The sequence below is a fragment of the Zhihengliuella sp. genome (assembly GCF_031178195.1).
Taxonomy (GTDB): Bacteria; Actinomycetota; Actinomycetes; order Actinomycetales; family Micrococcaceae; genus Zhihengliuella.
Window position 1 is genome coordinate 1 of the sequence record NZ_JAPSJL010000014.1, and the last position, 23677, is coordinate 23677.

Below are 23677 nucleotides of genomic sequence, written 5' to 3' on the forward strand. Positions count from 1 at the left end.
AGCTCCTGGCACTGGTGGTGGGGCTGGCCGTGGTGAGACCACTCGTCGTGCTCACGCCGGTCCGGTTGCCGTTCACGTCGAACGCGTAGACGCGCTTCTGATCAGTCACGTGATCGGTGACGCTGGTGAGCCGGTCCACCTGGTCGTAGGTGTAGGTGCGCTCGTACGCGCCGGTGCCGTCGGGTTCGCCGAGTTCTGGGGCGAGCCCGTCCGGGCTGGCCTCAGCGGCGATCTTGCCATCGGCCCGGTAGGCCAGGCTCCAGGACACCCAGTCCCCGGTGGCGGTGGTGGTGCCGGTGGTGATGGCGCCGCGGTAGGTCAGGTCGGTGACCCGTCCGGCGGTGTCGTAGGAGCGGACCTGGCTGATCCCGCCGGGCATGGTCTGGGTGGTGAGGTTCCCGGCGGCGTCGTAGGCGGCGGTGTAGGTGCCGGTGGTGCCGGCAGCGCCGTGGTTGCTGATGACCATCTTGGTCGGCAGGGCACGGTACTCGCTGGTGCCGTGTCCTGTGGCCGCCCCGTACCAGTACTCGGTGCTGCCGTGCGGGGTGGTGACCTTCTGGACCTCCCCGATGCTGTTGTAGGCGGTAGTCGTGACGTCGTTGTCGGCGTTGGTGTACTTCACCGTCCGGCCCCACGCGTCCAGGACCCAGGAGACCTGGCTGGTGCCGGTCTTCTCCCCGGTCTTGCGGCCAGCGTCGTCGTAGAGGTACTCCACGGTCGGAACCGCGGTGACCGCAGTATTGGTCGAGGCGACCGCCCGGGTGTGGACCTGGCCGTCGGGCCGGTAGGTGATGGTGGTGGTACGGGTCTCCGGGGCGGTGGCCGTCCCGGAGGGGGTCTCGGTCAGGGTCGCCGGCTCCCCATAGATGTTGTAGCCGGCGAAGTGCTCGATGACCGAGCCGCTGCCCAGGGGGATGGTCTTGCAGATCCTTCCCTGGTCCTCGGGCCGGTTCCCGCACTCGGGGCGGGCCGTGTTCGCGCCCTGACTGTAGTAGACGGTCTCGGTGGCCCCTGCGTCGGCGCCGTTGCTCTTCGGCTGGGCGGTCTTCTTCACCCGGCCCTGGTCATCGAGCCAGGTGCGGGCGGTGATGGTGCCGGCGGTCCCGCCGACTGTCTGGGCGCTGCTGGTCGGGGTGCCATGGACCCACCCGGAGCGCAGGTTCGCCTTGTCAGTGGTGGCCCGACCGTCCTTGTCCGCCTCAAGGGCGTTGTACCCGAGGGTCTTCGTGCCCAGCGGCTTGGTCTGCGTGGTCGCGCCGGAGGCGTCGACGAAGACGATCTCGTCGGTGCGCTCGGTGAGCACCAGCATCCTGGGCAGACCCGCGGCATCCACCTCGGTGGCCGGTGTGTACGCGTTGGTGGTGCGGATGCGGGAGGAGCCTCCGTTCTCGTTGGTGGTCACCGGTGAGAAGGTCTCGGCGACGAAGGTCTTCATGTGCTCGACGACCTCGGCCGAGGAGCCCGAGGGGGCCTGGACGTACGTGGTCAGGGTCGCGTACTCGCTGTGCGGGGCGTAGATCCCGTCGGCGTTGAGGGCCCCTGGTGCCGCGGCGTCGCTGCGCAGCTCGCTCAGGTGCGCCGCCGTGTAGGAGCGCACGACCTGGTCGTCGTCGTTGTAGACGGTCGCGTCGAAGTGCCAACCACCGGCGGCGTAGGCGGCGCTGTTGCTGATCCGGTACCGGTCGTCCCAGTACTGGAGGTCGGCGTACTTGAAGTCACCCGCCGCGACGGAGGCCGCGTTGGAGGAGGCGACCTGCTTGCGCTGGTCGAAGACGGCGGCGCCGCGCACGGGGGTGTTGTGCTGCTCCCAGACCTTCACCGCACCCGGTGAGAGGTTCGGCAGGGCCGTCCCGGTCCCGGCCGGGTCTATCCCGTAGACGTACCGGTTGACCTGGACGTCGGCGGCGGTGCCGCCGGCCGGGTTGCCACGCAGGACCTTCTCGAGCCAGTCCGTGCGCCCGCCCTCGGCCCCGGCACCGTACCCGTACTTCGTCGAGGCGACGACGGCGACCCCGGCCGAGGTCTCTTCGCGCGTCTCGGCGATCAAAGGGACCCCGGCAGCGCTGAGCGCGCCGTACGTGTAGCGGGTGATGTCCCCGGTGCGGGAGTCCTTCACCGTCGCCAGGACGGTCTTGCCGTTGCTCGTGGCGTACCCGTACTCGGCCATGTCGATCGTGGCCATCGCCGCAGTCTGCGGGTCCCAGGCTGTGTAGGTGATCTTCGTGACCTGCCCGCCGGCGTTGTAGGACATGTTCAGGCTCCGGCACCCCCGCACCGGGGTGGCGCAGTTCAGCGCCGCCTCGGTACCGGCGGTGATCCGGGTGATCTTGCCGGTGGTCGTGTTCCGGGTGAACTGCGTCGTGCCCAGCCCGCCGGGGGAGGTGACCGTCTCCGGCACCCACTCGTAGACCCCGTTGGCCCCGGGCACAGCGACGCCCTTGCCGAACACCGTCACCGTGCCGTCGGTCTCGGTGACCCGGATGCGCGCCGCGGTGCCGGTCCCGGCGATCTCGACCTTGAAGCCGGAGGCCTCGGCGGACTCGTCCGCCGGCAGGTAGGCGCCGGCCTTGCCGGCCGTGTTCGTCCCGCCGTCCTGGCGGAACATCATCGCCGACTGGTCGTCGTCAATGAGCGCGATCGTGCCGTCGACGCCGGTGGAGTCGATGACGGTGAACCCGGCCAGGCCCTCCTCGGGTCCGTCCCAGTTCACCCGCCAGCCTGCGCCGAAGACGCCGGTGGAGGAAAGCGACCCGGCGTAGGAGCTGTAGGTGCGCGAGACGCTCAGCCCGGACTTGCCGGTGTCGGCCTCGACGTCCGTCACGGCCGTATTGAACTCACCGGTCGTCAGCGCGACCTGCCCGTCACCGGCCTCGGCCGTGGGGAAACCGTCGCCGAAGGCGTGTGGCAGCCGCGTCACCGCCGTGGCCGGATTGACCTGGTTCGTCGAGCACTGCACCCGCTGGGTCGTGTTGTGGCTCGGGTAAGTGAAGCAGACCTGGATCTCGATCAGGGCCGGGACCCGTGTCCGGCCTGCATCCTTGAGCGGGTTGCCGGTCGCCGGCTCCGCGAACACGTCCAATCCGGTCGACACGGACAGGAACGAGCTGCCCTTGGTGATCGACGCGGACTTGGCCTTTACCCAGCCGTCCGCCGACGCCGAGGAACCGTACAAAGTCGCCGTATCCGCCTCACGCGCCGTGGCGTCCCGCCAGAACACCTCGGCGCTGACGTTCGGATCCGCCGAATAGGGGGCCTTCGCCTCAATCTGGAAGACATCCGAGGACGTCTGCGCGCCCAGCGGGCTCACCAGGGACGCCAACCCGTTCATGAACGAGAAACGCTTCACCGCGGACCGGTTTCCCGCCCGATCCACCGCCGTCACATCGACGTGGGCCGCTCCGAAGGGGCTCCACGACCACTCGCACTTGCGACCACCGGAGCCGTCGTCGACCGCCGGGCACGTGGAGAGGACCCCATGGCTCGACCGCGCCTCGAACACATGCGTGTCCGCAGCCGCGGACCGGAAGGTGAACGTATTCGAGGCGGGCCGCTTCTCCAACCAGCCCCCGTCCGAATACTGCGACGAGGACACCGTCGGAGTCCCGGGAGCCACCGTGTCCACCGTGAAGTACACCCGCGAGCTCGACGCCTTGGACCGGAGCACGCCGTCGTGGCCCCACGCGTGGAAGGAGTACTTGCCGCCCTCGACCAGGTTCGAGGGCACCGTGTAGGAGGAGACGCTGCCGGAGGCGACCGTCGATCCGTTCACCCCTGTGAACTGCCACGTATTCCCCAGTGCTAGATCGAACTGGGCCTTCAAGCTCGTCTTGTCCGCGTCGGAGACGACCGCGCGCAGCTGCGGGCGCAGCGTGCGCACATACGTCACCCCGTCAGGACCCGTCGCTGCCTGCCCGGAGCCGAACGCTGGGCTCGTCGGAGTGTTCGGGTAGCTGTTGTACGTCACCAGCAAATACGGGCGCGCCGAGAGCGTCGTTCCCGCGTAGTCCGCCGACCAGTACCGCTTCCACGACGAGTTCGTCGTCTCCGAGCCGGCAATAAGCCGCACACCGTGGTTGGCCGTCGGGTTGTCCGCCCAGTACTGGGCCATCGAGGTCAGCGGGAAGTACACCAGACCGCCGGGGCACGCCGAAGAGTACCCGAGACTGTCCGTGATCGATCCCTGGCCTGTCGTCGTCGCACTCGGCTGGCTCGTCCACCGCGCCGTCGACGCGTCCCACGCACTCGTGACCCGCTGCGCCAATGTCGTCGACTGAGTGCACGAATACGAGTAGTGGTTGCCCAGACGCAGCTCGGCCTTCTCGATCTTCTTCCCGGTCAGGGTGCTCGTGCCGAACTTCAGCAGCGAGCGCGCCTTCGTCGTCCCCGAATCGAACGTGCCCACCCGCAGCTCCGGGTCACCGGCCTTGGAGGTCTCGATCCCGGACTGGACCCACGTGTCCGACGACGCCAGCGCCGACCACGTCGGATCGATCGTCACCGGGTACTGCCGCTCCTCCGCCTGCAGCCACTCTGCATCCGCCGTCAGCTGCAGCACCGGACCCGATTCCTCGTCCAGCAGCTCCGCGGCCACCGGCTCCTCGTGGGCCGGCAGGCCCGAGCCCTCATGAACCGCCGCGTCCCACATCAACGGCGCCTGACCCAGGAACACCAGGTCCTCGTCCGCGTTCACGACCCGGATCTCCCCGGTGGCCTCGTCCAGTTGGGCGCTCAGCCCTTCCGAGAGGCCCAGCGGGAACCGCAGGACGACATCGGCCTCCGGCGCACTCTCCAGCACCACCGAGTGAGAGAAACCGAACGCGTTCGCGTCCACGACGACGTCGGCTGCCAGCGGCGAAGCCGCCTCCTCCGACGGCGAGGGGCTCGAGGGCCCGGCCTCGGCACCGGTATCCGCAGCGTCCGCCGACTGCTCGGCGGCACCGGATTCCGTCGCGGACGCCTCGGCGGTAGCGGCCTCGGTAGTCGAGGGCTCCGCCTCCGGCCCCGGCCCCGCGCTCGCCTCCGCGGAAGGAGCCGTCGACTCCGACGGATCAGATGATGCCGAGGGCTCGGACCCCGCCGGCGCCCCGGCCAGGGGAACGGAGACGCCGTCGGAGTAGACGGCCTGGTTCTCCTCCACCACCGGGGCCGGCAGCTCGGCCTCCCAGCCCAGCGTCATGGTCGCCGCCGGCTCGCCCGCTTCGTCCTCCGCGGTCAGCGTCGCCAGCGACACCGACTCCTCGCTCGGGCCCTCGCCGGCGCTCTGCGCCCCGTCCGCGACCTCGAGCGAGGCCGCCGGCCCCACAGTAGTCAGCCCATCGTCCTCCAGCGTCCGGCCCCGGCCGATCTCGACGAACTCGCCTTCGGCGTTCTTCTCGAAGATCGGAGCCGTGTACGACTCCAACGCCCAGGAACCGTCCGGATTAGCGAACACCCGCTCCATGGCCGTCCGCTGGGACGTGTCCTCGACCCGCTCGCCCGTGCTCCTCGCCGTCACCTGCGCCGAGACCGCGTCCGAGCGCTCGAACGACTCCTCCGGAGCCGGAGCCGATTCCTCGGCCTCAACAGCGACCGGGTCCTCCGGTGTCGCCGACGCCGGGTGAAGCCCGAAGGCGCACAACGCGGCAACCAGGCCGCCCACCAGAAAACCCCGGGCAGGACGCCCCCAACGTGAGTGATTCATTTATTCCCCATAGGTGCAGAAAGCCGCGCCGACAGCGGGCCAAAAGCGAGTGATGAAAGAACATTAGACGCAGAAGCGCGAAACGTACAACATCCACATCTGCCATGCAAACGGTTCAGCCGGCCGCGAAGCATCTGCAATCGCAACGGAATATCGAGGATCCGGTGTCGCCGCCGCTGGGCTCGTCGCAGCAGGACGTTTCAATCCAGAAGGTGTAAGTCCTCAACAGTGTCGACATCCTCGTCCGAACCGAGGTCCGAGCAGTCGACGACGTCGGTCAGATCGGGTGGGCACGCAGGAAGTCGCGGGCTCCGGCGTCGCCACTGGCTGACACGGCCGCGGCGCGCTTGAGCGACGCGTCGATAACGAGTGGATGACCACGGCGGAGGTCACGGTCACTGCCACGGTAGCCGGCCGCGGTGACGCGTCCCGGTCGGCGCGCGCCGAGGAGGAGTTCGATCACGGCGGCGCCCACCCCGGGTTGGTCCACTAGCGCGACCAGCACGTGGGCGCTCCGCAGGCGTCGAGACCAGACCTACCTGGAAGGAGCCGCCCATGCCGTTCCGCCACCGCGGGTTCTCGACGAGATTGCAGCTGTGGCGCCCGGGGAGCCACCGGCCTCTTCTGTCCCGGCTCCGAGCACCACGGTCGCCTCCGCGCAGCCGCCGGACCGGAGCTTGCCGGCGAGCGCCTCCACGAGCGTGCGCCTGCGGAACGGAAGCAGCGCCTTGGGCCCACGACCGAGCGGGGTGCCGACACCGACGGCCAGGAGGAAGCCGGTGGTGGGTGCGGGCGGCGTCTGCATGGCATCGCCCTAGGCAGAAAAAAGCCCGCTCGTTCGCCGCGACGGCGCGGTCGTGCCGGCGAGACTCCGGGAGACCGCCGACCTCGGCAGGGAATGAGCAGTCCGCGATCAGGTTGTTCCCAGTCAGAGGCGCTATCGTCGTAGACACCTCATGAAGGTGCGAGTGATGAGGCGAAGGCCCCCAGCCATTGGTTGGGGGCCTTCGTTTGTGCTCGGTCAGCTGCGGGAGGGGCCGTTCAGGAGAGCAGGCGCCCCCACCGCGGATCCAACCGGTCGGCGCCGGCGAGCTTCAGGCAGTGCCACAGCGTCACCGCAACGGAGTCGAGGACGGGGACCCTGGTCTCCGCCTCCAGCTGTTCCACCGCCGGTGCCCCGTAGAGGTTGGTGCACAGGTAGACCAGCGCGTCCGGCCCCTCGGCGGCGAGCTCGCGGGAGACCGGCAGCAGGTCCTCGGGATCGACCCGGGCGAACGACTCGTTGTCGCTGAGTCCCCAGTGCCGCTCCCCCGCCACCTCGAGGCCCTCCCGCGCATACGCCTCCGCCACCGCGCTGTTCACGTCCCGCGTGTACGGGGTGACCAGGCCGATCCGGCGCAGCCCGAACTCGGCGAACGCCTCGAGGTAGGCGAGGGTCGACGTGGTCGCGGGGATCCCGGTCGCGGCCGTGATCTCGGCCGTGATGGCGCGGTCGTGGTCCGGGCCCAGCCACGAGCCGGACGTGCCGTTCCACGCGATGACGTCCACGTCCGCCGTCGCAAGCAGCTCCGCGGCCGCGCGCATCCCCGCGACGTCGAACTGCTGGTCGGAGCCGGAGTCCAGCGCGATGCGCGTGACCGGGATGCGGCTGCTGTGCACCGTCACGTCGGCCCGGTCCGCCAGCATCCGGTAGGTCTGCGGCTCCAGGCAGGTGTTCGACGACGGGACGATCATGCCGATCCGCCGCGGCCGGGCCGCGCTGATCGGGCCGGGCGCCTCCGTCGCCGCCGACGTCGTCGTCTCGGGGTTCGTGGTGCCGGTACTCGTGGTGCCCGTGCTCTCGGTCTCCAGGGTGCGGTTCATCGGATGCTCCTCGCTGCGTGCGGTTCGGTGGCGGGGGCGCCGAGCGGGCCCCAGGAGAGGGCCTCGCTCAGCGGCGCCTGTTCCAGGACGCGGCCGGTGGGCCCGGGGTCGTGGAAGCCGTCGCGGTCGAGCACCACGCGGCCGCCCGCGACGACGGCGGTGGGCCAGCCGCGGAGCCGGAGCCCCTCGAACGGCGAGAAGTCCGTGCCCATGTGCAGCGCCGCGCCGTCGACCGCGCGGACCGCGGCCGGATCGACGAGCACCAGGTCGGCGTCGTACCCCGGCGCCACGGCGCCTTTGCCGCGCAGGCCGTTGAGGCGTGCGGGCGCGGCCGCGAACACGGACACGAAGTCCTCCAGCCCCTCCAGGTCCTCCCCCACCATCTGCGTGTACGTCACCGGCAACCGGGTCTCGACGCCGGGCAGCCCGTGGGGCATCTGGCGGATGTCGTCGGTGTGCTCGCGCTTCTGGTCCAGGCTGTAGCAGGAGTGGTCGGACGCCACGGTGTCCACGGCGCCGCCGAGCAGCCGCTCGCGGAGCCCCGCGACCGTCTCCGGGTCCCGCATGGGCGGGCAGCACGCGTAGAACTCCGGCAGCGGGCCCGCGTAGACGCTGCTGTCCAGGGCCACGTAGTGCGGGCACGTCTCGGAGAACGCCGCCTGGCCGCCGAGCCTGGCCGCGGTCACGAGGTCCACCGCCCCCGGCGTGGACTGGTGCACGAAGTACACGCCGGCGCCCGTGTACTCGGCGAGCGCCAGGACCTCGCGGACGGAGGCCTCCTCGGCGAGCTCCGGGCGGGTCCGCGGCAGGTCTGAAATCCCGATCTCGCCGGCGTCGGCGTGGCGCTGGGTGCAGTCGACGATGATCTCGTCGTGCTCGGCGTGCACGTAGGCCAGGCCGTCCAGCCGCGCCATCTCCCGCAGTGTGCGCAGGACGGTGTCGCCGTCGGCCATGGTGGTGCCGCGGTTGGTGGTGTAGAGCTTCACCGAGCGGATGCCGCGCGCGGCCAGCTCCTCCAGCTGCTCGGGCACGGTCTCGTCCCACTCGACCACGGACCCGTGCAGTGCCACGTCGCAGCGGGCCGCGGCGGCCAGGTCCAGCTTGCCGAGCGCGGCCGCCAGCGGGGTCTCGCCCGCGTGGCGGGGGATGCCGAAGTCCAGGACGGTGGTGGTGCCGCCGTGGAGGGCGGCGGCCGTGGTGGTCGCGTAGTCGTCGAGCGTCGTGTAGGGCCCGGTGGTCTGGGCGATGTGGCAGTGCCCGTCGACGCCGCCGGGCATCACCACCAGGCCCGTCGCGTCGATGACGCGGGCGCCTGCGGGGACGGGCTGCCCGGCGTCGACGACGTCGGCGATGCGCCCGTCGGCGACCACCACGTGGGCGACGCGGCGACCGTCGGCGTTGGCGACGAGCCCGTGGGCGAGGACGAGGTCCGCGCTCATGCCGTCGCCCCGGCGGCAGCGGTTGCGGGGGCGGTGACGGGCGCGGCTGGGGCGGGGGCCGCCGTCGCGGTACCCGCGCCCGCGGCCTGACGCGTAGCCAGGTGGGCGTCGAGCCCGGCGCTCAGGCCGGCCCGCGGCTTCGGCGGCGGGCACGCGTAGGACCCGGCGCGGTGCGTGCCGCAGGCCAGACCGGCGACGGCCTCGGCGAGGCGGACCCCGGCGGAGATCCCGTCCACCACGGGGACCGGGATCCGGTGCGCGACCTCGCGCGCCAGCCCCGCCAGCGGCGCCCCGGCGAGGATGACGACGTCGGCCCCGTCCTCCCGCACCGCCCGGTTGGCGAGCTCCACCAGGGTCTCGGCGAAGTCCTGCTGGACGGTGCCGATGCCGTTCAGCTCCTCCTTGATGCTGTGGATCGAGGCCAGGCGGGCGCCGAAGCCGAACCGCTCCACGCAGTCCCGGTACCAGGCGGTGATCCGCGGGGAGATGGCGATGATGGAGAAGCGCGAGCCCTGCAGGGCCGCCGCGCACAACGCGGCCTCGGTGATCCCGAGGACGGGGACGTCGGCGAGCTCCTTCAGCGCGGGCATGCCGGGGTCGCCGAACGCGGCGACGACGACGGCGTCCGGGCGGGCGTCGGCATTCTGGAAGGCGTCGGCGACGACCTCGGCGACGGCGCCGGCGGCGATGAGCGACTCGAGGCGGGTCTCGATGTACTGGACGCCGTGCGGGGCGGTGCGGACGTCGAGCCGGGTGTCCGGGCCGGCGCTGCGGGCGGCCTCGGCCCGGATGAGGTCGGTGACCTCGTCGCTGGTGTTCGGGTTGACGATCAGAAGTCTCATGGGGTTCCTGTCCGGGTGAGAGCGGCGTGGAGGCCGGGGAACTGGGTGCGGTACTTGGCGACGTGGCAGGCCGATTCGAGACCGGCCCGGTCCGGGTCGCCGCTGGCGATGGCCAGCAGGAGGCGGCGGTGCTCGGCGATCAGCTCGGCGAGGTCGTCCGCGTGGCGGAAGAGCCAGTGCATGCGGCCCTGGAGCGGCTCGAGCGCGTGGCGCAGCAGCTCGTTGTCGCAGATGCGGGTGACGGCGTCGTGGAACTCGGAGTTGGCCCGGCGGGCCTCGTCGGCCGCGCCGCGCGCCAGGTGGGCCTCGGCGTCGGACAGGAGGCGCTCCAGCGCCGCCAGCTCGTCCTCCGTGGCCCGCTCGGCGGCGAGGCGGCAGGCCAGGACCTCCAGCGCCTCGCGCATGTCGAAGAGGTCGCGGACGTCCTTCTCCGTCAGGCCGGCGACCACGGAGCCGCGCGTCGCCTTCTCGGCGACCAGACCCTCCTGGCGGAGCATCCGCAGGGCCTCCCGCACCGGCAGGCGCGAGACGTTGAACTCGGCGGCGAGGTCCCGTTCCACCAGCCGGGCGCCCGGCTGGTAGTCGCCCTCGAAGATCCGCTGGCGCAGCGCATCGCGCACCTGCTCCCGGAGCGGCCGGCTGCGGGCCGCGGCGTCGCGGGTGCTGTGCATGGTTCCTCCTGAGGGGGTGGTGGTTCGGAGCGGGAGGGTGCGGGGGCGGCTGCCGCCCCCGCACCCTCCCGCCGGTGCCTGCGTCGGCGGGGCCCTCTCGGCGAGAGCCCCGTGCCGGGTGGGCGCCGGGCCTGGCTCGGATCAGACGGCGAGCCGCTTGCTGTAGTCCAGCGTGACGACGGCGGCGCCCATCAGCAGCGCCGAGCCCACGAAGTACAGCAGCGCCCAGGTGTAGCCGCCGGTGGCGCCGACGATCAGGCCGACGGCGATCGGAGTGACGAAACCGGCGATGTTGCCGCTGAAGTTCATCGCCCCGCCGAGCACGCCGGCGTTGGTGCGGCCGCCCAGGATGGACGGCACGGACCAGAACAGTCCGACCCAGCGGAGGAAGAACAGCACCACGGACAGCAGTGTCACGGCGGTGATCGGATCCGGGATCACGGTGGTGCCGATCAGGCCGAGGGTCACCATGAGGGCCGAGAAGCCGAGCATGGAACGCATGACCTTGTTGGCGCCGTGGCCCTTGGCCCGCAGCCGGTCGGCCAGCGCGCCGCCGAGGATCTCGCCGACGAAGCCGGCGCCGAAGATCACGAAGGTGGACCAGCCGATCGTCTTGAGGTCGAAGCCCTTGGCCTCGGAGAGGTAGAGCGGGCCCCAGGTCAGCAGGCCGTAGAAGACGCCGTTGAAGCCGAGCCAGCCCAGGCACATGGCCCAGAAGGAGCGGTGGCGCAGGTACGGCAGCAGGGCCCGGCGCGTCTCCCCGCCGCCGGCGGCCGCGTCCTCCTCGCGATGGGAGGCCTCGATGTACTCGGCCTCGGCGTCGTTCACGCCCGGGTGCTCCCGGGGGTTGTCGCGCACGTACTTCCAGACGGCCAGGCCGAGCAGGACCGTGGCGGCGCCGGCGATGATGAAGGCCCACCGCCAGCTGCCCGTCGCGGCGATCAGACCGGCGATGACCACGCCGCCGATGCCCGCACCGAGCGGGGCGCCGGCGTCGAGGATGGTGGCGCCGCGGCCGCGCTCCTTGGCGTGCATCCAGATGGCGTTGAGCTTGCCGCCGGCCGGCATCACGCCGGCCTCGGTGACGCCGATGCCCATGCGGGCGATGAACATGGAGAGGAACCCGCCGGCGAGGCCGGAGGCGGCCGTGGCGGCGCCCCAGCCGACGCAGGAGGCGGTCATCATCTTCCGGGGACCGAACCGGTCGATGAGCCAGCCCATGGGGATCTGCATGGCGGCGTAGGTCCAGAAGAACGCGGAGAGCAGCAGGCCGACGAGCTCCGGCGGCAGGTTGAATTCCTCCTGGATCATCGGGAGGGCCACCGAGATGGAGCCGCGGTCGATGTAGTTCACCGTCACGAGGACGAGCAGCAGTAGGAAGAGCTTCCAGCGGACGTTGGTGGGCGCGGACCGCTTCGTCGCGGTGCCGGCCTCCTCCGTGGTGATCGGCGAATCCTGTTGAGTGGACACGGGGTGTTCCTCGCTTCTCGAAGGGAGTGATTTTTGGGATCCCATTCAGCGTAGAAGTGTCCCAGCTCACGTTTCAACGGGTTTTTGGGCTCCTTTGGGAGCCCATGCGGACCACCCGGCGGCCCCGGCGCGGGAGCCGCCGCAACGCACGCAGGGAGGGCCCGGGGGGCCGCTGGCGCGGCCTCCGGACCCTCCCTGCGGGGGGCGCTGCTGACTACAGGCTGACCTGGCGGTTCACGTCCTTGTAGAGCAGGTAGCGGAACTTCGCGGGGCCGCCGGCGTAGCAGGCCTGCGGGCAGAAGGCGCGCAGGGACATGTAGTCGCCCTCCTGCACCTCGACCCAGTCGCCGTTCAGGCGGTATACGGCCTTGCCCTCGAGGACGTAGAGGCCGTGCTCCATAACGTGCGTCTCGGCGAACGGGATGGACGCGCCCGGCTCGAAGGTCACGACGTTGACGTGCATGTCGAACGCGAGGTCCTGCGGGTCGAGCATGCGGGTGGTCCGCCAGGCTCCGTTGGTGTCCGGCATGGGGTTCGGCTCGATGTCCTGCTCGTTGCCGACCACCGGGCGCGGGGTGTGGCCGGCCAGCGGCTCGTAGCGCTTGCGGATCCAGTGGAAGCTGGAGGTCTCGACGCCGTTGTTGGCGACGGACCACGCGGTGCCGGCCGGGATGAACGCGAAGCCGCCGGCGCGGAGCACGTTCGGGGTCCCCTCGATGGTCACCGTGAGCTCGCCGTCCATCACGAACAGGAAGCCCTCGACCTCGGCCTGCGGCTCGGGGTGCTCGGAGCCGCCACCCGGGGCGACCTCGACGATCGACTGGGCGAACGTCGTCGCACCCCCGGCCACGGGCCGGTTGAGGACCCAGGCGCGGGAGCCGGTCCACTCGGGGAAGACCGAGGTGACGATGTCGCGCAGCACGCCGCGCGGGATGACCGTGTAGGCCTCGGTGACGATGGCGCGGTCGGTCAGCAGGTCCGTCTGCGGGGGCAGGCCGCCCTGCGCGGAGCGGTACGAGGCGGCCGGGGCCGCCGTGGCGATGTCAGACATGGGAACCCTCCGGGGTGTTGAGTGGGATGTTGAGGGCGATGGAGCGCAGCTGCGCCTCGTCGACCCCGGCCTGGGACAGGACGTCCTCGGCGGTGACGGCGCCGCAGACGAGGCCGCGGTGGATGAACAGGGCCAGGGCCCGGGCGGTGGCCGGCTCGTCCATGACGGACGACTCGACGCGGTGCACGTAGTTGTAGAGGCGGGTGGCGGCGGCGCCGAATCCCTCGCGATAGAACGAGTAGGTCGCGAGGAAGCGCGTGGGCAGCTGGGCCGCGTGCAGGTCCCAGCCCTGGTAGATGCCCCGCTCCAGGTGGCGGCGCACCAGTCGGGCGTGGAGCCGCCAGGCGGCCAGCCGGTTCTCGGGGTCGCCGAGCGGCAGGATGTTGGTCGAGCCGTCGGAGAGGTGGACGCCGGTGCCGGCGACCGCGACCTGCATGACCGACTTGGCGTAGTCGGCCGCGGGGTGCTCCATCGACTGGTAGGCCGCCGCGATGCCGAGCGAGGCCGAGTAGTCGTAGGTGCCGTAGTGCAGGCTCGAGACGCGGCCGCGGCCGGCGTGGATGAGCCGCGCGGACGGGACCGTGCCGTCGTCGGACAGGATGAGCTGCGGGGTCTCCATCTGGACCTCGAAGCGCAGGCGGCCCGGTGTCAGGTCGTGCGCCCGCTCGAGTTCCTCGACGGCGAAGACCATGGCCTCGACCTGCTCCACCGAGGTGACCTTCGGCAGCGTCAGGACCAGGCCGTCCGGCAGCCCGCCGGCGGCGACGAGGCCGCCGACGAACAGGTCCAGCGTGCGCAGGCCGCGGGCCCGGGTGGGGGCCTCGAAGGACTTGAACCGGATGCCGATGAACGGCGGGGCGGTTCCCTCGACGACGGCGTCGCGGACCGCGAGCGCCGCGCGGGCGGCGTCCGCGTCCTCGGCGGCGTCGCCGCGGTCGCCGTACCCGTCCTCGAAGTCCAGGCGCAGGTCCTCGATCGGCTCCGAGCGGAGCTTGTGCTCGACGAGCTCCGCGAGGCGCTCGGTGTCCTCGAGGCCGAGCAGGCCCGCGAGCCGGGCGAGGCCCCCGGCCTCCCCCGCGGCTGCGAGGGCGCGGTGGCCCCAGTCGGCGGCGGTGCCGGTGACGAACTGGTCGGCCGGCAGGTAGACGGTGTGCACCGGCTGGCGGCGCCCGTCCTCGCCCGGGTAGAGATCGGCCAGGCGGCGGTCCGCGGCGGCGAGGCGGTTCTCGATCTCCGCGAGCGCGTCCGCGCCCAGGGCTGGGGAGACGCTCACGAGGCCACCAGCTCCTCGGTGAGGATCCGGTACGCCGGCAGCGTCAGGAAGTCCTCGAAGTCCTCCTCGCGCCCGGAGACCAGGCGGCCGATCAGCTCGGCGGCCGGGCGGTAGTAGCGCTCGAAGCGGGCGTCGTCGTCCACCTCGGTGCGCAGGTGCTCGATCTCCTCGGCGAGGATGCGAGCGGCCAGCTCGGCGGTGATGGTGTTGCCGGTGTCCTCGGCGACCACGCCGTTGCGGATCTGCTGCCACACCTGCGAGCGGGAGATCTCGGCGGTGGCCGCGTCCTCCATCAGGTTGTGGATCGCCACGGCGCCGTTGCCCGAGAGCCAGACGGCCGTGTAGGCCACGGCGACGTAGAGGTTGGCGCGCACGCCGGCCTCGGTCACGCGGCCCGGGGCGGACGCGATGTCCAGCAGGTCCGCGGCGGAGACGTCCACGTCCTCGCGGAGACGGTCCAGCTGGTTCGGCTTCTCGCCGAGCACGGCGTCGAAGCGCTCGCGGCAGACCGGCACCAGGTCCGGGTGCGCGACCCACGAGCCGTCGAACCCGTCCTTGGCCTCGCGGGACTTGTCCGCGCGGACCTTCTCGAACGCGGCCTCGGTGACGTCCGGCTCGCGGCGGTTCGGGATGAAGGCGGCCATGCCGCCCATCGCGAAGGCACCGCGCTTGTGACAGGTGCGCACCAGCAGCTCGGTGTAGGCCCGCATCATCGGGGCGGTCATCGCGACGTCGGCGCGGTCCGGCAGCGTGAAGGCACTGCCGGCCTCGCGGAAGTACTTGATGATGCTGAAGAGGTAGTCCCAGCGGCCGGCGTTGAGGCCGGAGGCGTACTCCCGCAGCTCGTAGAGAATCTCGTCCATCTGGAAGGCGGCCGGGATCGTCTCGATCAGCACGGTGGCGCGGATGGTGCCGTGCTCGATGCCGAGCTCGGCCTCCGCGAACGCGAACACCTCGTTCCACAGCCGCGCCTCGAGGTAGGACTCCATCTTCGGCAGGTAGTAGAACGGGCCCTGGCCGGTCTCGGCCAGATGCTTGGCGTTGTGGAAGAAGTGCAGGCCGAAGTCCACGAGCGCGCCGACGGCGGGGCCGCCGTCGATCTCGACGTGCGCCTCGGGCAGGTGCCAGCCGCGGGGGCGGACCACCACGACGGCGCGGTCGACCTCGCCGCGCAGCGCGTACTTCTTGCCCTCCGGCGACGTGAACTCCAGGGTGCCGCGGGCGGCGTCGTGCAGGTTCTTCAGGGCGTCCACCACGTTGTGCCACGACGGCGTGGAGGCGTCCTCGAGGTCGGCGAGCCAGACCTTGGCGCCGGAGTTCATGGCGTTGATCGCCATCTTGGCCGGCGTGGCCGGGCCCGTGATCTCGACGCGGCGGTCGCGCAGGGCCTCGGGGGCCTCGGCGACGGTCCAGTCGCCGGCGCGGACCTCGGCGGTCTCGGGCAGGAAGTCGAGCCTGCCGGCGGCCGAGGCCTTCGAGCGCGCCTCGACCCGGGCCTCGAGCAGCTCGTCGCGGGTGGCGGCGAAGCGCTGGTGGAGCTTCTCGACGAAGGCGAGGGCCGCGTCCGTGAGGACGGTCTCGGCGCCGGTGACGGTGGGGGCGGGCTGAGCGGAGATGGTCATGACGGATTCCTTCTCTGAAGCTAGTTGGACTGGGCTGCGCTGACGACTGCTGCGGCGACGTCGCCGGCCACGCGCGGGTCGAACACGCTCGGGATGATGAAGCCCGGGTTCAGCTCCTCGTCGGACACGCGCTCGGCGATGGCCTCGGCCGCAGCGACCAGCATCGGGTCGGTGATGTCGCTGACGTGCGCGTCGAGCAGGCCGCGGAAGAAGCCCGGGAAAGCCAGGACGTTGTTGATCTGGTTCGGGAAGTCCGAGCGGCCGGTCGCGACGACGGCGGCGTGGCGGCCGGCGGCGATCGGGTCGACCTCGGGGTCCGGGTTGGCCATCGCGAAGACGATCGCGTCGTCGGCCATGGCCGCGATGTGCTCCTCCTCGAGGACGTTCGGCGCGGAGACGCCGATGAAGACGTCGGCCCCGGTCATGGCCTCGTGGAGGGTGCCGTCGAAGTTGTCCTGGTTGGTGTTCTCCGCCAGCCAGATGCGGTGCGGGTCGGTGTGGTCCTGGCCCTGGTGGACCGCGCCCTGGCGGCCGCAGGCGACGATGTTGCGTGCGCCGGAGGCGATGAGGAGCTGGATGATGGCGTGGCCGGCGGCGCCGACGCCCGAGACGACGATGTGGACGTCCTCGATCTTCTTGCCCACGACCTTGAGGGCGTTCTTCAGGGCGGCGAGGGTGACGATCGCGGTGCCGTGCTGGTCGTCGTGGAAGACCGGGATGTCGAGCTCGTCGCGCAGGCGGCGCTCGATCTCGAAGCAGCGCGGGGCTGCGATGTCCTCGAGGTTCACGCCGCCGTAGACGGGGGCGATCGCCTTGACGACCCGGATGATCTCCTCGGTGTCCTGCGTGTCCAGGCAGACCGGCCAGGCGTCGACGCCGGCGAACTGCTTGAAGAGGGCGGCCTTGCCCTCCATCACGGGCAGCGCGGCCTCGGGACCGATGTTGCCCAGGCCCAGGACGGCCGAGCCGTCGGTGACGACGGCGATGGTGTTGCGCTTGACGGTGAGGCGGCGGGCGTCGTCCTTGTTCGCGGCGATCGCCTGGCAGACGCGGGCGACGCCCGGCGTGTAGGCGCGGGAGAGATCGTCGCGGTTGCGGAGGGCGACCTTCGGGTTGACCTCGAGCTTGCCGCCGAGGTGCATGAGGAAGGTGCGGTCGCTGACCTTGCGGACCTCGACGCCGTCGAGCTGATCCAGGGACTCACGGATCCGGTCGCCGTGCTCGGCGTCGGACGTGTTGCAGCTGACGTCGACGACCATGCCGATGTGGGTGGACTCGACCACGTCCAGAGCTGTCACCGAGCCGCCGGCAGCGCCGACGGCGGCGGCGAGTTCGCTGGTGACAGTGATGGACGCAGGCGTCTCGACACGAAGCGTCAGTGAATATCCGGGGCTCGGGTTGCCCATGTGGTCCTCCTCGTCGTGCGGTCCGCCCGCTGTGGGCGGGACCACGAAAAACTGTTTCCGTATAGTGGATACTAGAATCTGTGATGTGGAAATGCAAGACTTTTCGTGCGATGGAACACAGTTAATTTTCGGTGCACGGAATTTCTGCTCGCCGATGCGATAACCTGACCGCACGGACCGCCCACGAGGCCAGCTCCGGCCAGACCCCCACCCGAGGAATCACATGCCCGTCAAACCCGCTGCAGGAGTCCAGTCGGTCGAGCGCGCCTTCGAGCTGCTCGAGCTCATCGCCCGCGCCGGCGGTGAGTGCACGCTCAGCGAGCTGGCCGCCGAGACCCCGCTGCCGCTGCCGACCATCCACCGCCTGCTGCGCACGCTCGTGGGCATCGGCCACGTCCGGCAGATGCCGAACCGCCGCTATGCGCTGGGCCCGCGGCTCATCCGCCTCGGCGAGGTCGCCAACCGCCAGCTCGGCGCGCTCGCGGGGCCCGTGCTGCGCTCCCTCGTGGACGACCTCGGCGAGTCGGCCAATCTCGCAGTGCTCGACGGCGACATGGTCGTCTACACGGGCCAGGTCCCGTCCGCCCACAGCATGCGCATGAACACCGAGGTCGGCCGCCGCGCCAACCTCCACAACAGCGGCGTCGGAAAGGCCATCCTCTCGGTGCTGGACGACGAGCGCATCGCCCGCCTCGTGACGCAGGCCGGGATGCCGGCCGCGACGCCCAAGAGCATCACCACGCTGTCCGGACTCTTCGCCGAGGTGGAGCGGATCCGCGAGCAGGGCTACGCGGTGGACGAGGAGGAGCAGGAGATCGGGGTCCGCTGCTTCGCCATGGCCATCCCCGGGGCGCCGACCCCGATGGCGATCTCCATCTCCGGTCCGGTCTCACGCGTCGGCCAGGACTTCGCGGACCGCGCGGTTCCGTCGCTGCAGCGCGCCGCCGCGACGATCTCCTCCGCCCTCACCGGCAACGCCTGACCCGTCGCCGCGGTCCGGCTCCCCGCGGTTGCCACGCCGCGGCCAGCCTCGCCGCGCGCTTCCCCGGAGCCGGCCGGCCCGGGCCATCGACGTCGCACTTCTGCAGGCTCCGCGGCCCGATCGCCTGCAGGACTGCGACGTCGACGCGTCCGGGCTGCGGAACCGCGACGTCGATGCTCCTCCCCTGCCGAACTGCGACGTGGATGCCGCCGTCCGGAATCGCGGCGCGCCGGGTGCCGCCTGAGCACGGCCGACACTGCGAGATGCCACTCGAGCACGCCCGGCGCTGCGAGATGCCGCCGGAGCACGGCCCCGGACATCCTCGCGGTGCTGGACCGGCACCTCGCGGACGGTGGGGTGCTCGGCCGGCACCTCGCGCGCCATCGAGTGCTGGACCGGCACCTCGCGGACGGTGAGGTGCTCGGCCGGCACCTCGCAGGCACCCACGCGGCTGCTCCGGGCCAACCCCCGGGGACGAGGATCCCGCCCGCCGCTCCCGCGCCCGGCTCCCCGCTCGATCCCCACGGCTCCGCTTCGCGGGAGTGACCGCCGGCGGAGCCACCGGACACACAGAGGAGCGGTGCGGAAGCCCTCCCCCGAGGTTCCCGCACCGCTCCTCTCGCAACCTGACCCGTCACCGGGTCGGCCGCTTTCGCTGAAGCGCTTCGTCTCAGTCGTTGCGCTTCAACGCTGCGCTGCGGCGCGTACCGGCAGCGAAGCTCTCTGCGGCGTGGTCCAGCCGCTCGCCGTTCTCGGATCCGGAGACCCCGGAGCCCGGAGCCGGACGGCCCTCCGCCGCACCGTCCTCCTGGGCGCTCTGGGCGGCCGCTTCCTCCTCCGCGATACGGCGGAGCTCGTCCGGGTCCACGCCCTCGGGCAGTTCCGCCTCGACGCCGGCGTCGTCGCAGGCCTTGACGTGCTCGGCCAGGGCCACGGTGAACTGCTCGGCGGTCACCACCGGCACCTCCTCGCCGTCGGCGTCGATCAGCTTGCCGGCCTCGAAGTGGTCGCCGTCGCGCAGGCCCCGGATCTGATCGGTGGGGACCATGCGCGGCGGGGCCGCCTGGAAGACCGAGCCACCGGCGGTGTTGCCGGTCTTGATCTCGTTGAACAGGATGTTCAGGAACACGGCCATGATGGCCGCGGAGCTGATGCCGGAGTGGAAGATCGTGCTCGCCCAGGCCGGGAAGTCGTGGTAGAAGTCCGGCTTCACGATCGGCACCATGCCGAAGGCCACGGAGGCTGCCACGATGATCATGTTCGGGGTGGAGAACTTGACCTTGCCCAGCGTGCGGATGCCCGAGGCGGCGACCGTGCCGAACAGGACGATGCCGGCGCCGCCGAGGACCGGCGTCGGGACGGCGGCCACGACGCGGCCCAGCACGGGCAGCAGACCGAGGACCAGCAGGATGCCGCCGCCGGCGGTCACCACGAAGCGGCTCTTGACGCCCGTGATGGCCACGAGGCCGACGTTCTGGGCGAAGGCGCTCTGCGTGAAGGTGTTGAAGACCGGGGCCAGGATCGAGGAGACCATGTCGGCGCGGAGGCCGTCGGCGATGCGGCGCGAGTCCACCCGCGTCCGGGCGATCTCGCCGACCGCGAGGATGTCCGCGGTGGTCTCCGTGAGGATGACGAGAACCACGATGGTCATGGAGATGATGGCGCCGATCTCGAAGATCGGGGCGCCGAAGGCGAATGGCTGCGGCAGCGCGAAGAAGGCGCCGTTGCCCACGTTCGAGAAGTCAGCCATGCCCAGGGCCCAGGCGACGAGCGTGCCGATGACGATGGCGAGCAGGATCGACAGGCGCGAGATGGCGGCGTTGCCGACCTTGCTCAGGACCAGGACGACGACGAGCGTGAACGCGGCCAGACCGATGTTGGCGAGGCTGCCGTACTCGGGGTCGTCGGCGTTGCCGCCCATGGACCAGTTCGCGGCGACCGGCGTCAACGACAGGCCGATCATCGTGATGACGACGCCGGAGACCACGGGCGGGAAGAACCGCACGATCCGGGCGAAGAACGGGGCGATCAGGAACCCGATGACCGAGGCCGCCAGGACGGCGCCGAGGACGGACTGGATGCCGCCGTCGCCGTTCGCGATGGCGACCAGCGTGGCCACCGAGGCGAAGGACGTGCCCTGGACGAGCGGGAGCTGGCAGCCGAAGAACGGGACGCCGACGGTCTGCAGGATCGTGGCCAGGCCGCCGACGAAGAGGCAGCAGGACACGAGCAGTGCCAGCTCCATGTCGCCGAGTCCGGCGGCGCCGCCGATGATCAGCGGCGGGGCGATGATGCCGCCGTACATTGTGAGAACATGTTGCAGTCCGTAGGCGAAAGTGCGCCCGATGGGCAGGCGTTCGTCCTCCGGGCGGATGGTTGTGCTTGCAGCTGTCATAGCTGATCTCCTTGTCCAATGCCCGGAGAGGACGGCCGGGCCCGTGTTTGCGGCACGGGCCCGGCCCTTTCTTCCTCCCCGGGTCCGGGTCCTTCTAGATGTGGTGCTCAGCAGAATCCGGAGGAGTTCTCCCAGATCGGATGCGTGTCGGCGACGCCCTCGCGCTTGATCGCGGCCTCGATGAGCCCGTACGGGCGATCGGCGGCGAAGAAGACCTCGTTGGGGTTGTCCTGTCCGAACGGGTCCAGATCCACCAGGAAGTGGTGGTTGTTCGGCAGGCTCATGCGGATCTCGTCGATCTCCGGGTGCGCCTCGAGGACCGCGCGGCCCATCTCGAACATGCTCTGCTGCAGGGCCAGCGAGTGCGTGTCGGCGAAGGCCTTCAGCAGCAGGGCGCGGACCGAGCCGTAGATCGCGTCGAAGTCGATGTCGCCGGCGTTGACCGCGTCGGTGTTGTAGCGCCAGCGGGCCGTGAGGTCCGTGGCCAGGATGCGATCCGTGGTCTCCTTCAGCGTGGTGAAGCGGTCGCGCGGGAAGCCGTGGAACTCGCTGCCGGTGGACTTCAGGACGGTGACGCCCTCGATGCCGGCGACGATGTTCTTGGTGCCGTCGGTGATCTCCAGGAGGGCGGTGCGGACCTCGCTCTTGTTGCGCGAGAACGCGTGGTCGTGGTCCTCGATGCGGTCCCAGAAGTACTGCTCGGCCTTCCAGCGGCCGCCGGTCACCCAGTCGAACTCGCCCGTGAAGTGGTCGCCGAGGCGCTTCAGGAAGTTCTCGATGGTGCCGACGCCGTCGCGGGCGAAGCCGTAGACGGTGTTCTTCTGGGTGTCGGTGGCGACGACCTTGCTGTTGTCGCCCTCGGTGTGCGCGGTCTCGAAGTCTCCCTGCAGCTGCGAGCTGACGTTGAGGTCCTCGATCTCGTGGCGGTCGGTGTCGCGGGTGATCTTCACCAGGCGGACTTCGGCCTTGCCGTACTGGTTCTTGCCGAGCACGATCTTCGTGCCGGTCACGGTCTCCGGTGCAGTCATAGTCATCGTTAGCTCCCTCGGTAGCTCGAGTATGCGAATGGGCTGATCAAGAGTGGTACGTGGTAGTGCTGGGCGACGTCGGCGATGACGAAGCTCAGCACGACCTCGGGGAAGAAGGTTTCCGTTCCCGTCTCCCCGAAGTAGGACCCGGTATCGAAAGTGATCCGGTAGTTTCCTGCTTCTACGCGGGCCGGGCCGAGGTTGCGGATGCGACCATCGTCGTCCGTCCGCCCCGATCCGACTTCCTGCCAGCCGGATGCGCTCTTGTGCTCCAGCGTGGCCTTGACACCGGAGGCAGGCCTCCCGGTCCCGGTGTCGAGTACATGGGTGGTGATGTGGCTGCGTTCGCCATCGGAAGTGCTCATCGGAATGCTCCTCTGCGCTGAGTGCTGGGGCTCTCCCTGGGACGGGAGGGGGAGAGCGGGGACGGTGGACGCCGGGGCGTCAGGAATGTGCGGCCGGCGCCGCTGCGGGCGCGTCGACGGCGCCGCGGAGGCGGAGCAGCGCGATCTGGCGCAGCTGCTCGGCGGTCTCGCGCTCCTCCTGCTCGGCAGAGTTCTCCAGGCGGCGCTGCAGCTCGGCGAGGATCTCCTCGGGGCTGCGGCCTGCGGCGCGGATCAGGAAGACGTGGCCGAAGCGCTCCTCGTAGGCGCGGTTGCCCTCGTGGATGCGGCGCGTCGTCTCGGACGCGGGGTCGACGGCGGCCTGCTCGCCGCGGCTGAGCTTCGCCTCGGCGGTCTCGCCGTCGGCACGCTCGCCGATGCGCGGGTGATGGGAGAGCGCCTGCTCGACCTCCCCGGCGGTGAACGGGAGGGCGGCGGTGGCGGCGCGGGCCAGGAGCTCGTCGACCGAGGCGTAGGGGCGGCCCGCCTCGAGCTCGTCGACCCAGCGGTCGACGTCGATGCACGGGCGCAGCGCGGCGCGGGCGGTCTCGGGGTCGGTCGAGTTGAATACTTCGAGGTCCATCGGGAGTTCAGCTTTCGTCGTTGCGACAGCTCCGCCTCAGTGCTGAACACCCTTGACCATTGGCGTGAACCAACTTGACTCGATGTTTCTGTATGACGGAACTTTTATTTCACTGAGACCATGTAACGCCGATCACAGCACCTCTGTCAAGCCTTCGCCCGAAAATTCTTTGAAGCGTCGAGTACTGGACGCAACGTTCCCTCAGAACTTCGCCCGACCCCTTGTGCGGAAGGCTTTTGCCGACGATACTGGGATTCCATAGTTCAAGAAGATTCTTCCGCGTAGCGAAAGTTGTCGCCACGGAAGACCGGCCTCGCAGGCCGGTCACGCAGGAACGCGGACCACCAGGAGTCAGGCACCCAGAGGAGCAACCATGATGACGGACACGACCAGCAGCACCCCCGGTCCCCGGCCGGCCGACCTGTCGGCGCGCTACGGGTCGACCACGCCGCCTGCAGCGGCCGGTGCACCCCTCGACCTCCGTCATGGCCGGATCTCCGAGACCGACATCTCCTTCTACGCCGCCGGCGGACTCGACCCGGACTTCGCACTCGACCGCCCCCAGCGCGAATCGCTCTGGAGCCGCCTGAAGACCCGCCTGGCCGGCTAGCGGATCGCGCGGACGGCGCTCCCGCGCCCGTCGACGGGCGCGGTACAGCCGCCGTCCGGCGCCATCGGCCCGCATCACGCCCGCCGGACGACGGCGGAGCACAGCAGAGAGGAGCGGGGCCCCCCCGGGGGGGGGGGGGCGCGGGGGGGCCCCCCCGGGGCCCCCCCCCCCGACCGCACCCGCGAGCGGGCGACCGCCGTCAACCAGCTGCTGCTCGCCGCGGCGTGCCTCGTCGCGTGCGGCCTCGTCGTGGTGGTCGGCGAGCTCGCGTCGGGCGACGTGCTCTTCCTCGGCATGCTCGTGCTCTTCGCGCTCACGGTCATCGCGCTCGTCGTGCCCTGGAACCGCGTGCACCCGATCTGGGTGAGCGTCGTGCCCA

The 23677-nt window shown here is 70.8% G+C and carries 16 protein-coding genes and 1 pseudogene; 2 read left to right on the top strand and 15 right to left on the bottom strand.

Translation table 11 applies throughout. The features are described 5' to 3' along the window. The 11 genes and pseudogenes from RIN46_RS14205 to RIN46_RS14255 all read right to left on the bottom strand — a co-directional run. Nucleotides 1-5638: DNRLRE domain-containing protein (locus RIN46_RS14205; RefSeq protein ID WP_309081847.1), on the bottom strand; the 5638-nt coding region annotated here is incomplete at its 3' end. Nucleotides 5639-5957: 319 nt separating this feature from the next. After that, a pseudogene (locus RIN46_RS14210) lies at nt 5958-6485 on the bottom strand (NTP transferase domain-containing protein). 236 nt (nt 6486-6721) lie between these two features. Continuing rightward, nucleotides 6722-7543: an aspartate/glutamate racemase family protein gene (locus RIN46_RS14215; RefSeq protein WP_309081846.1), complete on the bottom strand. Its 822-nt coding sequence runs from the start codon at nt 7541-7543 to the stop codon at nt 6722-6724. Further along, nucleotides 7540-8982: an amidohydrolase family protein gene (locus RIN46_RS14220; RefSeq protein WP_309081845.1), complete on the bottom strand. Its 1443-nt coding sequence runs from the start codon at nt 8980-8982 to the stop codon at nt 7540-7542. The genes RIN46_RS14215 and RIN46_RS14220 overlap by 4 nt, the downstream gene beginning before the upstream one ends. Continuing rightward, on the bottom strand, nt 8979-9824 hold the full coding sequence (locus tag RIN46_RS14225) for an aspartate/glutamate racemase family protein (protein ID WP_309081844.1): 846 nt from the start codon (nt 9822-9824) through the stop codon (nt 8979-8981). The genes RIN46_RS14220 and RIN46_RS14225 overlap by 4 nt, the downstream gene beginning before the upstream one ends. Then, entirely contained in the window at nt 9821-10495 is a 675-nt protein-coding gene (locus RIN46_RS14230; RefSeq protein ID WP_309081843.1) for a GntR family transcriptional regulator, read from the bottom strand. The genes RIN46_RS14225 and RIN46_RS14230 overlap by 4 nt, the downstream gene beginning before the upstream one ends. Nucleotides 10496-10636: 141 nt before the next feature. Beyond that, nucleotides 10637-11965, bottom strand: coding sequence for an MFS transporter (locus tag RIN46_RS14235; protein WP_309081842.1), 1329 nt, complete (start codon nt 11963-11965; stop codon nt 10637-10639). A gap of 214 nt (nt 11966-12179) precedes the next feature. Beyond that, nucleotides 12180-13016: a bifunctional allantoicase/(S)-ureidoglycine aminohydrolase gene (locus RIN46_RS14240; protein WP_309081841.1), complete on the bottom strand. Its 837-nt coding sequence runs from the start codon at nt 13014-13016 to the stop codon at nt 12180-12182. Further along, nucleotides 13009-14289, bottom strand: coding sequence for a DUF6986 family protein (locus RIN46_RS14245; RefSeq protein WP_309081840.1), 1281 nt, complete (start codon nt 14287-14289; stop codon nt 13009-13011). The genes RIN46_RS14240 and RIN46_RS14245 overlap by 8 nt, the downstream gene beginning before the upstream one ends. Beyond that, nucleotides 14286-15911: a malate synthase A gene (gene aceB / locus RIN46_RS14250; RefSeq protein WP_309081839.1), complete on the bottom strand. Its 1626-nt coding sequence runs from the start codon at nt 15909-15911 to the stop codon at nt 14286-14288. The genes RIN46_RS14245 and aceB overlap by 4 nt, the downstream gene beginning before the upstream one ends. 20 nt (nt 15912-15931) lie before the next feature. Further along, nucleotides 15932-17317, bottom strand: coding sequence for an NAD-dependent malic enzyme (locus RIN46_RS14255; RefSeq protein WP_309081838.1), 1386 nt, complete (start codon nt 17315-17317; stop codon nt 15932-15934). 223 nt (nt 17318-17540) lie between these two features. On the opposite strand from RIN46_RS14255, the gene RIN46_RS14260 reads away from it, so the two are divergent. After that, nucleotides 17541-18299 (top strand): IclR family transcriptional regulator, encoded by a 759-nt coding sequence (locus tag RIN46_RS14260; RefSeq protein ID WP_309081837.1) that lies wholly within the window; start codon nt 17541-17543, stop codon nt 18297-18299. A 670-nt stretch (nt 18300-18969) separates the two neighbouring features. Here RIN46_RS14260 and RIN46_RS14265 read toward each other — a convergent pair. The 4 genes from RIN46_RS14265 to uraD form a co-directional block, all read right to left on the bottom strand. Next, entirely contained in the window at nt 18970-20694 is a 1725-nt protein-coding gene (locus RIN46_RS14265; protein ID WP_309081836.1) for a nucleobase:cation symporter-2 family protein, read from the bottom strand. 107 nt (nt 20695-20801) lie between these two features. After that, complete coding sequence (pucL, locus tag RIN46_RS14270; protein WP_309081835.1) at nt 20802-21728, bottom strand: factor-independent urate hydroxylase; 927 nt, start codon at nt 21726-21728, stop codon at nt 20802-20804. A 2-nt stretch (nt 21729-21730) separates the two neighbouring features. Next, nucleotides 21731-22087, bottom strand: a complete 357-nt coding sequence (gene uraH / locus RIN46_RS14275; protein ID WP_309081834.1) for a hydroxyisourate hydrolase — start codon at nt 22085-22087, stop codon at nt 21731-21733. A gap of 79 nt (nt 22088-22166) precedes the next feature. Then, nucleotides 22167-22688, bottom strand: a complete 522-nt coding sequence (gene uraD, locus RIN46_RS14280) for a 2-oxo-4-hydroxy-4-carboxy-5-ureidoimidazoline decarboxylase (protein ID WP_309081833.1) — start codon at nt 22686-22688, stop codon at nt 22167-22169. A gap of 373 nt (nt 22689-23061) precedes the next feature. On the opposite strand from uraD, the gene RIN46_RS14285 reads away from it, so the two are divergent. After that, a complete protein-coding gene (locus RIN46_RS14285) occupies nt 23062-23298 on the top strand; it encodes a hypothetical protein (RefSeq protein WP_309081832.1) in 237 nt (78 codons plus the stop codon). Nucleotides 23299-23677 lie beyond the last annotated feature (379 nt).